We start from the raw sequence: 9,274 nt of genomic DNA, 5'->3' as shown, positions 1-9,274 counted from the left end.
ACCTGTGCGAAGCGGCCTGACGATCACTTACCCCTGTCCGATTCGACTTGACACACTCCGCCTCGGCACCCGCACCCACCAGAGGAGTCCCCGCGCCGACCACACCCGACGATCCCGCTCCAGCGCCGCCACCACACGCAACCGCGCCACCGACTGGACCCGAGGCCCACCCGCTGCGATGATCCCTGCCATGTCCCCGCGCCGACTCCACGTCCTGGGAACCGCCAGCGCCGTCCCCACACGCACCCGAAACCACAACGGCTACCTCCTGCGCTGGGACACCCACGGCATCCTCCTCGACCCCGGAGAAGGCACCCAGCGCCAGATGCGCCTGGCCCGCATCCCCGCCACCACCGTCACCCGCGTGTGCATCACCCACTTCCACGGCGACCACTGCCTCGGCCTGCCCGGCCTCATCCAACGCCTCTCACGCGACCGCGTCCCCCACCCCGTCCGCGTCGCCTACCCCGGCGAAGACGAACAGTACTGGCACCGCCTGCGCCACGCCTGCCCCTTCCACGACACCACCACCCTCATCGGCCAACCCCTCCACGGACCCGCCCCCCACATCCCCGGCGAAGACGACCTGACCATCACCGCCCTGCCCCTGGACCACTCCATCGCCTGCTACGGCTACCGCATCACCGAACCCGACGGCTGGCGCATGGACCCCCGCCGCCTCCACCACCACGGCGTCCACGGACCCCAGATCGCCCAACTCCAACGCCAGGGCACCCTCACCACCGACGACGGACACACCCTCACCCTCGCCGACTGCGCCACACCCCGCCGCGGACAGGTCTTCGCCTTCGTCATGGACACCCGCACCTGCACCAACGCCCTCACCCTCGCCCACGGCGCCGACATGCTCGTCATCGAAGCCACCTACCTCGACGCACAGGCCGACCTCGCCCGCGCCCACGGCCACCTCACCGCACGCCAAGCCGCCCGCATCGCCGCCTCCGCAGGCGCCCGCACCCTCGTCCTCACCCACCTGTCCGAACGCTACGAGACCGCCGACCACCCCAGCTTCCTCGCCCAGGCCGCAGCCGAATTCGACGGACCCACCCACCTGGCCGCCGACCTCGACCAGATCCCCCTACCGCCCCGCCCCGACTGACACCCGCCCACAGACCACGCCCGGCCCCGACCCGCCACCGATACCGTGAAAGACACTCCCGCACGACACAACCACCACACCGCCCAGGCCATCCCAGCCACTATCGACGGACCCACCGGAAGAACGGACACCCGTGAGGCTCTCCCACCGCGGCAAGCTCCACCACAGCCCCGCCACAGAACGGCCCCAGCCCCGGCCGCTCATGCACTTCCACGACGTGTCCCTCACCCGCGACCGGCGCACCGTCCTGTCCCACCTGGACCTGACCGTCCACACCGGCGAACACATCGCCCTCATCGGCCTGCCCACCACCGCCACCACCCACCTCGTCCACCTCCTCACCACCCACGGCCACCCCACCCACGGCCGCCTCACCACCCACGCCCCCATCCACCACAACCCACCCACCCCACCGACCACCCCCTGCCTCCTCCTGCACACCGACCCTCCACCCACCACACCCGACCCCCTCCCGCCCCACACCGGCCTCCTCCAACTCACCCTCCACCCCGCACCCGCCGCCGACCGCATCCTGCTCCTATGCGAGGGACGCGTCACCGAAACCGGCAACCACCACCAACTCCTCACCCGCGGCGGCGCCTACGCCCGCCTCTACGCCCTGCGCCGCCCCCACACCTAAAATGGACCGGTGCCACCCACCGCCAAGGAACTCACCGTCGGACAGGTCGCCAGGCGCGCCGGAGTCACCGTCTCAGCCCTGCACTTCTACGAGCGCCAAGGCCTCATCCACAGCCGCCGCACCACCGGCAACCAGCGCCGCTACCGCCGAGACACCCTGCGCCGCGTCTCCTTCATCCGCATCTCCCAGCGCGTGGGCCTACCCCTGGCCCGCATCCGCCAGGCCCTGGAGACCCTCCCCGACCACCGCACACCCACCCCCCAGGACTGGCAACGCCTGTCCCAGCAGTGGCGCGACGAACTCGACACCCGCATCGAACAACTCGTCCGCCTACGCGACGACCTCACCGACTGCATCGGCTGCGGCTGCCTCTCCCTGAACTCCTGCACCCTGGCCAACCCCGACGACGCCCTGGCCACCGACGGCACCGGCGCCCGCCGCCTCATGGCCGACGCACTCAAGGACGAACAGCCCCCGGCCTGACCCAGGGCCCGCCCCCGAGCCTCCAGAGGCCGACATGCCCGACACCGCCCACGCCCTGCTCATCAACCCCGACCCCTCGGCCCTGGCCGACCACCCCGACCTGCCCCTCCCCCGAACACCGAACAGGCCGCCACCGACCTGCTCACCGCCATCGGTCCCCACCAGGAACAACTAGCAAGAGCACGGAACCCTCCCCCCAGAGGCCATCGCGGCCATGGCCTCCCACTCCCTCAAGACCAGCACCGCCCTGGACCAGGGCACCCGACAGATGCCGCACACCATCGCCACCCGCAGGCTGGCACAGTCGATGCCCCTCGACGTGCCAGCGGCCCTCACCCACACGACCCCCCGGCACACCTGGTACACCCGCCTGCACGAGTCCCCATCCCGCTTCACCCTCTACACCGGAGAACTCCTCCACCTGACCGAACCGGTACGCACCGTCCTCACACGCGAGCTCCCCCGGGCACACCTGGTCAGCGCACCGACCACCACCGCTTTCCCCTGGCCGGAGGCCCCCCGAGCACTCGCCGCCCTGATCAGCAGCCACCTGCGCCCCTGCACCAGACCCGCACGGTAAGAGCGGCTCCGAACACGCCTACCGGCCCGCCGCCTCGTCCCGGCCCCGCCGCGCCAACCCGTCGGCCCGCTCGTTGCCCACGTCCCCGCTGTGGCCGCGCACCCAGCGCCACTCCACCTCGTGCCGCGAGGCCGCCTCCTCCAAGCGCTGCCACAGGTCCACGTTCTTCACCGGCTTCTTGTCCGCCGTGCGCCACCCGCGCCGCTTCCAGTTCGCCATCCACGACGTGATCCCGTTGCGCACATACGACGAATCGGTGTGCACCAGCACCGGCACCGGACGGCTCAGGCTCTCCAGCGCCCGGATCGCCGCCATCAGCTCCATCCGGTTGTTGGTCGTGCACTCCTCACCGCCGTACAGCTCCTTCTCGTGCTCGCCATAGCGCAGCCACACACCCCACCCTCCCGGGCCGGGGTTGCCACTGCACGCCCCGTCGGTGTACACGACCACCCGCTGCGCCGCGTCCGCCGCGGCTCCGCCGTCCCCGTTGTCCATGCCGGGCAATCTACCGTCCCCCGCGGCAGGGGCTGACCCCACCCGCCCCACCGCCAGGCCACAAATCAGACCACATCACCACAATGGCCCTCTTAGAACTGCGGAACCAGACCCATAGCACGCGGCAAAAGCACCAAAAACAAACACCTTGCACCCGAGCCGAAACCCCGAGACGATACCCCGGCCCACACCGACCACACCCCGAGGATCACATGAGCCTGCGCCTGCGCAACATCTCCATCGACTGCACCGACCCCTTTACCCTGGCCACCTTCTGGTCCGCCGCCCTCGGACACCCCCTCCACCCCGACGACGCCCCCGGCGACCCCCAGGCCCTCCTGCGCCTACCCGAGGGCACCGCCCTCCTGTTCCTGCGCGTCCCCGAACCCAAGACCACCAAGAACCGCCTCCACCTCGACGTGTGCCCCACCCCCCACACCACCCGCGACCACCAGGTCGAACGCCTCACCACCCTCGGAGCACGCCTGGTCCGAGACCACCGCCGCACCGACAGCACCGGCTGGGCACTCATGCACGACCCCGAGGGCAACGAATTCTGCGTCACCCTCCCCTCCGACCAGATCTGACCCCACACACCACGAAGGGGGCGCGCCCGGCACCCCGGACACGCCCCCACCACATACGGCCCTCAGCCCGGCAGCTCCTCCTCCAACTCCTTCGCCCGCACCCGCCGCCGCTCGAACACACCCTCCGACATCTCGTTCATCTTCTTCAGCACCCGCTTGCGCTCACGCGCCGACAACCGGTCCACATACAACTTGCCCAGCGTGTGGTCCGTCTCATGCTGAAGACACCGCGCGAAGTACCCGCTGCCCGACACCACCACCGGCCCGCCGTCGCGGTCCACACCCCGCACCGTGGCATGCTCGGCCCGCCCCAACTCCGCATGCGGCCCCGGCACCGACAGGCACCCCTCGTTCTCCACCACCACCGCGTCATCGGGGTCGCGCTCCTCCAGCACCGGATTGACCACATGCCCCACATGCCGCACACCGTCATCATCAGGGCAGTCATAGACGAACAACCGCCACCCCACCCCGACCTGGCTCCCCGCCAACCCCACACCCTCCGCCGCATACATCGTCCGGAACATGTCGTCGACCAGCCGCGCCAACTCCGCCCCGCCCAACATCTCCTCGGGCACATCCACACCCCGCCGGTGCAGCACCTCCTCGCCCCGCACCGTGATCGCCAGAACCCGGCCACGCGCCGCCTCAGGCGCCAGCACCGGGTAGTCCGCCACCTCCCGCCCCTGGACGACGGCGGCTACCTGCGCGGGCGTGGACTGCTCCGACATGGTCCTACTCTCACTACGATCTCGGGGAGGCACCGGGGGCCACAACACCACCCAGCACCCGAAAAAATAGCACGAAACGGCTGGTCAAACCCCCTACCGAGACCGCACCCTCACCGAAACCACGCATTCCCCTGGATGAAGCACCGAGCCAGGTAGTCACGCAACGACACCACCACCAGCCGCCGCCGATCCGTCTCATGGTCCCACACCACGATCCCCGGACCATAGTCCGTGTGCACGTACGCGAACTGCGGCCCCATATCCGAATCCCCGAAGAAGATCATCTCGTCGAAGGGCGCATACAGCTCCAGATAGTCCGGCTCCACACGCATCGCCAGATTGTCCTCCACCAGACGCCGCACACTCCACACCACCGCATCCCCGTACTCGTTGGTCACCCCGTCCGTCTCACGCAACAACGACGCCAACTCGAACGGCAAAGGCAGCATCAACCGCTTCTCCGCCTCGGCAAGAGCCACCTCATCAGCCGGATCACTCAGATCGGCCTCCGGATACATCTGCAGGATCAGTTCTCGCCACACACACCGATCATCACAGGTCCCGGCCGAACACGGGAAATCGCCACCCGCACACCACCCCGAAAACCGCCCCAACCCCACCAAGAAACCACCACAACCCACCAAACAACCAGCACAACCTCCGCCAACCCACCCCCACCCGCACGCCACAATGGACACCACACCCACCCGCACCCACCAAGGAGAGGGCACCCGCCTTCGGACCCGCACCGAAGCCCGCCATGAACACCACACACCGCACCCACCACCGCCCCGGCCCACTCACCACCCCCGCCTACCTCTTCCTCCTCCTCTCCCAGAACACCGCCGCCCTCATCCTCACCCCCCTCGTCCTCCTCTCCGCCCTCCTCACCCTCATCTGGATCGGCCTCCCCTTCGTCATCCTCACCGCCACCCTCCTGCGCGCCCTCGCCGACTCCCAACGTCGCACCCTCGGCCACCTCCACCCCCAAGGCCCCATCCCCTCCGCCTACCGCCCCCTACCCGCAGGCAGCATCATCCGCCGCGCCAACGCCCTCATCACCGACACCACCACCTGGAGAGACATCCTCTGGCAGATCTCCGCCCTCCCCAACCTCCTCCTCATCACCCTCCCCTGCCTCCTCCTCGGCCACGGTGCCTACCAGACCGCCCTCACCTTCACCACCATCCCCCTCTACGGCTTCTACACCCCCACCACCACCACAGAGCACCTCCTACCCCTCACCACCGGCCTCCTCCTCACCACCCTCGGCCTCTACACCGCCCCCAAAGCCCTCAACACCTACCTCGCCTTCAACCGCCTCCTCCTCATCCCCAGCGAGAAAGCCCGACTCACCGCACGCGTCGCCCACCTCGCCACCAGCCGCGCCAACACCATCGACACCCAGGCCTCCGAAATCCGCCGCATCGAACGCGACCTCCACGACGGCGCCCAAGCCCGCCTCGTCGCCCTCGGCATGACCCTCGGCATGGCCGAACAGATCATCACCCACGACCCCGACACCGCCCGCACCATGCTCACCGAAGCACGCGAAACCACCCGCCACGCCCTCACCGAACTCCGCGACCTCGTCCGCGGCATCCACCCACCCGTCCTCGTCGAACGCGGACTCCAAGGCGCCGTCCACGCCCTGGCCCTCACCCACCCCCTCACCGTCCACACCACCGCCGACCTCAAAGGCCGCCCCGCCGACCCCGTCGAATCCGCCGCCTACTTCGCCATCGCCGAACTCCTCACCAACACCGCCAAACACAGCCACGCCACCCACGCCTGGATCCGCATCAACCACGGACAAGGCCGCCTCGTCATCACCGTCACCGACAACGGCACCGGAAACGCCGCGCCCGCCCCCGGCAGCGGCCTGACCGGCATCACACGCCGCCTCGACGCCTTCGATGGCACGATGAACATCACCAGCCCCCCGGGCGGCCCCACCATCGTGACCCTGGAGATCCCGTGCGCGTTGTCATCGCCGAAGACCTGGCCCTCCTCCGAGACGGACTGATCCGCCTCCTCCAAGCCCACGACTGCACCGTCGTCGCCGCCGTCGACAACGGCCCCGAACTCCACACCGCCCTCACCCAGCACCGCCCCGACGTCGCCGTCGTCGACGTCCGCCTCCCACCCACCTTCACCGACGAAGGCCTCCAAGCCGCCCTCGCCGCCCGCGCCCACATCCCCGGACTGCCCATCCTCGTGCTCTCCCAGCACGTCGAACAGCTCTACGCCCGCGAACTCCTCTCCGACGCCACCGGAGGCGTCGGCTACCTCCTCAAGGACCGCGTCTTCGACATCGGCCAGTTCATCGAAGCCGTCCGCCGCGTCGCCGCCGGCGGCACCGCCATGGACCCCGCCGTCATCTCCCAACTCCTCGCCCGCCAGGACCAGAGCGGCCCCCTCGCCCAACTCACCCCCCGCGAACGCGAAGTCCTCGCCGAAATGGCCGAAGGCCGCTCCAACTCCGCCATCGCCGCCCGCCTCTACATCACCGACAAAGCCGTCAGCAAGCACATCAACAACATCTTCACCAAACTCGACCTGCCGCCCTCCTCCGACGACAGCCGCCGCGTCCTCGCCGTCCTCGCCTACCTCAACGGGCAGTGAACACAACGAAGCCGCGGCCAACAGGCCGCGGCTCCCACCACGAACAGCACTGACACCAACACGACCTAACCCCGGTCGCGCACCACCCGGTACAACCCGTCAATCTCCTCCGAGAACGCCCGCAGCACCGCATCACGCCGCAACTCACCCGACGGCGCCACCAAACCCGACTGCACCGTGAACTCCTCCGCCAACACATGGAAGGACCGCACAGCCAACCGCCGCGGCACACTCCGGTTGGCCTCATACACCAACCCCTGCACCTCACGCAGCAGATCACGATCACCCGCGATCTCTTCAGGCGCCATCGACAACGGCCGCCCGTTCACCAGACGCCAGTACTCCAACTGATCACGCACCAACGTGATCAACGCACTCGCGAACGGCCGCCCCTCCGAGATCACCAACACCTGGCTCACCAGCGGATGCGCACGCAACCGACCCTCGAACTCGGCCACCAGCACCGCGTCGTCGACCGACTCCGCCGCACCCTCCGCCACCACAGGCGCCCCAGCCGCGTCCGGCGCAGGCTCCACCCGCGGCACCGGCTCCGTCACCGGCTCCACAGCACGCTCCGGCACCGCGAACCGGCCCGGAACCTCGGCCACCGCCGCCTGGGGCCGGAGCCGCCCCCGCACACGCACGAACCCGTCCTCGTCCATGTCCGCCAGCACCCCCGTGGCCAACCACCCCTCACGGAACGCACCGCGCGTCGCCTCACCGTCCCCCCAGTACTCCGAGAAGAGACCGCCCCCGCGCACATGGACCTCGCCCTCACGCGACACCCACACCTCACGCCCCTCCAACGCACGGCCCACCGACCCGGCCGACCGATCCCCCACCGCGTTGGCCACGAACACACCAGCCGTCTCAGGCATGCCGAACACCTGCACCACCGGCATCCCTATACCGCTGAAGAACCGGTCCAACCGCTCGGAAAGCCCCCCACCCCAACACACAGCCAGATGCACCCGGCCACCGAACACCTCGCGCACCCGACCCAGCGACCAGTCGTACATCGACCGCGACAACCGCCGCCACGGACTCTTCTTCGGCGCCCGGTCGAACTGCACCGCCGCATCCGCAGCCGCGTTGAACGTCCCCAGCGAATCCCACCCCATCAACCGGGCACGGTCCCGCTCCCCCTCGTACACACCCTCCAACAGCCCCGCCGGCCCCACCAGCACCGTCGGAGCGAACGAGGCCACCAGACCCGGAAGCGACCCCGGAGCCGCCAGCCCCAACCGCACCCGACCCATCACACACGCCAACAACGAAGCCAGCCCCGAGATCTCCGACAACGGAAGATCCACCAGCGCACTCGCCTGACCCGGCTTCAACTCCGACAACCGCGGCCACATCCGGTCCACCACGTCCGCCGCCGCGTCCCGCAGAGCACCGTGCGACAGCACCACACCCCGCATCCGCCGCGACACCGTGCTCATCGGATACAGCACCACCGCAGTGTCCTCAGCAGCGATCGCATCCCGCCGAAACCGCACCGCCGAGGTGTCCATGTACGCACCCAGCCGCACGATCTCCCCGGCACCGCCCTCCAGACGCCACACACGCCCCAGATCCGACACCTCACGCTGCAGCCCCGACACCGCATGCCACACCCGCTCGCCCTCGACCACGGCCGCCGCGGGACGCGTCTGACGCACCACATGGGCCACCCGCTCCACCGAAGCCGAGGCCGACACCGGAACCAGCACCGCACCCACCGACCACACGGCGAACGCCACACGAGCCCAGTCGTGACGGACCCCCGCAACCAGCAGCACCCGATCACCCTCGGACACCCCCGCCGCGACCATCCCCTTGGCCAGAGCCGTCACCTCCGTGGCGAACTCCCCCACCGTCCGCCGTTGCCAGCCCCCGCCCTCACCGGGCACCGTGAACGCCTCGACGTCCGGGGCCTCCCGCGCCAACCCGTACACCAACTCGCCCAGCCCGGACAGTTCTCGCCCACGCACACCCGGACTGACACTCGACCCGGCCATAGACCCTCAT

General features: G+C 69.5%; 12 protein-coding genes. 8 read left to right on the top strand and 4 right to left on the bottom strand.

The annotated features are described in order from the left end of the window. Window positions 1-190 precede the first annotated feature (190 nt). The 5 genes from ACFHWE_RS17785 (at window position 191) to ACFHWE_RS17765 (ending at window position 2,823) form a co-directional block, all read left to right on the top strand. The gene (locus ACFHWE_RS17785) at window positions 191-1,120 is read left to right on the top strand and encodes a ribonuclease Z (protein WP_416602790.1); all 930 of its coding nucleotides are present in this window, start codon (window positions 191-193) and stop codon (window positions 1,118-1,120) included. 133 nt (window positions 1,121-1,253) lie between these two features. Further along, entirely contained in the window at window positions 1,254-1,760 is a 507-nt protein-coding gene (locus ACFHWE_RS17780; RefSeq protein ID WP_416602789.1) for an ABC transporter ATP-binding protein, read from the top strand. 9 nt (window positions 1,761-1,769) lie between these two features. Continuing rightward, window positions 1,770-2,243 (top strand): redox-sensitive transcriptional activator SoxR, encoded by a 474-nt coding sequence (gene soxR / locus ACFHWE_RS17775; RefSeq protein ID WP_416602788.1) that lies wholly within the window; start codon window positions 1,770-1,772, stop codon window positions 2,241-2,243. A gap of 34 nt (window positions 2,244-2,277) precedes the next feature. Beyond that, a complete protein-coding gene (locus tag ACFHWE_RS17770; protein ID WP_416602787.1) occupies window positions 2,278-2,418 on the top strand; it encodes a hypothetical protein in 141 nt (46 codons plus the stop codon). Between the two features lie 39 nt (window positions 2,419-2,457). Continuing rightward, window positions 2,458-2,823: a hypothetical protein gene (locus tag ACFHWE_RS17765; RefSeq protein ID WP_416602786.1), complete on the top strand. Its 366-nt coding sequence runs from the start codon at window positions 2,458-2,460 to the stop codon at window positions 2,821-2,823. An 18-nt stretch (window positions 2,824-2,841) separates the two neighbouring features. Here the strand turns inward: ACFHWE_RS17765 and rnhA are convergent, their stop codons facing one another. Next, window positions 2,842-3,318, bottom strand: coding sequence for a ribonuclease HI (gene rnhA / locus ACFHWE_RS17760; protein WP_416602785.1), 477 nt, complete (start codon window positions 3,316-3,318; stop codon window positions 2,842-2,844). Window positions 3,319-3,530: 212 nt separating this feature from the next. On the opposite strand from rnhA, the gene ACFHWE_RS17755 reads away from it, so the two are divergent. Next, window positions 3,531-3,905, top strand: coding sequence for a VOC family protein (locus ACFHWE_RS17755; protein WP_416602784.1), 375 nt, complete (start codon window positions 3,531-3,533; stop codon window positions 3,903-3,905). Between the two features lie 62 nt (window positions 3,906-3,967). Here ACFHWE_RS17755 and def read toward each other — a convergent pair whose 3' ends face one another. Both def and ACFHWE_RS17745 read right to left on the bottom strand, forming a co-directional pair. Next, window positions 3,968-4,636, bottom strand: coding sequence for a peptide deformylase (gene def, locus ACFHWE_RS17750; protein WP_416602783.1), 669 nt, complete (start codon window positions 4,634-4,636; stop codon window positions 3,968-3,970). 110 nt (window positions 4,637-4,746) lie between these two features. After that, window positions 4,747-5,178, bottom strand: a complete 432-nt coding sequence (locus tag ACFHWE_RS17745) for an SMI1/KNR4 family protein (RefSeq protein WP_028649573.1) — start codon at window positions 5,176-5,178, stop codon at window positions 4,747-4,749. Between the two features lie 218 nt (window positions 5,179-5,396). On the opposite strand from ACFHWE_RS17745, the gene ACFHWE_RS17740 reads away from it, so the two are divergent. Together ACFHWE_RS17740 and ACFHWE_RS17735 are read left to right on the top strand one after the other, a co-directional pair. Continuing rightward, a complete protein-coding gene (locus ACFHWE_RS17740; protein WP_416602782.1) occupies window positions 5,397-6,662 on the top strand; it encodes a histidine kinase in 1,266 nt (421 codons plus the stop codon). Continuing rightward, window positions 6,614-7,261, top strand: a complete 648-nt coding sequence (locus ACFHWE_RS17735; RefSeq protein ID WP_416602781.1) for a LuxR C-terminal-related transcriptional regulator — start codon at window positions 6,614-6,616, stop codon at window positions 7,259-7,261. The genes ACFHWE_RS17740 and ACFHWE_RS17735 overlap by 49 nt, the downstream gene beginning before the upstream one ends. Window positions 7,262-7,326: 65 nt before the next feature. Here ACFHWE_RS17735 and ACFHWE_RS17730 read toward each other — a convergent pair whose 3' ends face one another. Further along, entirely contained in the window at window positions 7,327-9,264 is a 1,938-nt protein-coding gene (locus ACFHWE_RS17730; protein ID WP_416602780.1) for an AMP-binding protein, read from the bottom strand. Window positions 9,265-9,274: the final 10 nt, after the last annotated feature.

This window comes from Nocardiopsis sp. LOL_012, assembly GCF_048060475.1.
In the GTDB taxonomy this organism is placed as follows: Bacteria; Actinomycetota; Actinomycetes; order Streptosporangiales; family Streptosporangiaceae; genus Nocardiopsis.
The sequence above is the reverse complement of the archived record's forward strand: the minus strand, read 5'-3'. Positions and strand labels throughout refer to the sequence as shown.

Bases quoted from the DNA above. Each gene is read 5' to 3' on its own strand.
- ACFHWE_RS17770 (WP_416602787.1), top strand. From the start codon at position 2,278: ATGCCCGACACCGCCCACGCCCTGCTCATCAACCCCGACCCCTCGGCC.
- ACFHWE_RS17730 (WP_416602780.1), bottom strand. From the start codon at position 9,264: ATGGCCGGGTCGAGTGTCAGTCCGGGTGTGCGTGGGCGAGAACTGTCC.
- def (WP_416602783.1), bottom strand. From the start codon at position 4,636: ATGTCGGAGCAGTCCACGCCCGCGCAGGTAGCCGCCGTCGTCCAGGGG.
- ACFHWE_RS17785 (WP_416602790.1), top strand. From the start codon at position 191: ATGTCCCCGCGCCGACTCCACGTCCTGGGAACCGCCAGCGCCGTCCCC.
- ACFHWE_RS17765 (WP_416602786.1), top strand. From the start codon at position 2,458: ATGGCCTCCCACTCCCTCAAGACCAGCACCGCCCTGGACCAGGGCACC.
- ACFHWE_RS17755 (WP_416602784.1), top strand. From the start codon at position 3,531: ATGAGCCTGCGCCTGCGCAACATCTCCATCGACTGCACCGACCCCTTT.
- rnhA (WP_416602785.1), bottom strand. From the start codon at position 3,318: ATGGACAACGGGGACGGCGGAGCCGCGGCGGACGCGGCGCAGCGGGTG.
- ACFHWE_RS17740 (WP_416602782.1), top strand. From the start codon at position 5,397: ATGAACACCACACACCGCACCCACCACCGCCCCGGCCCACTCACCACC.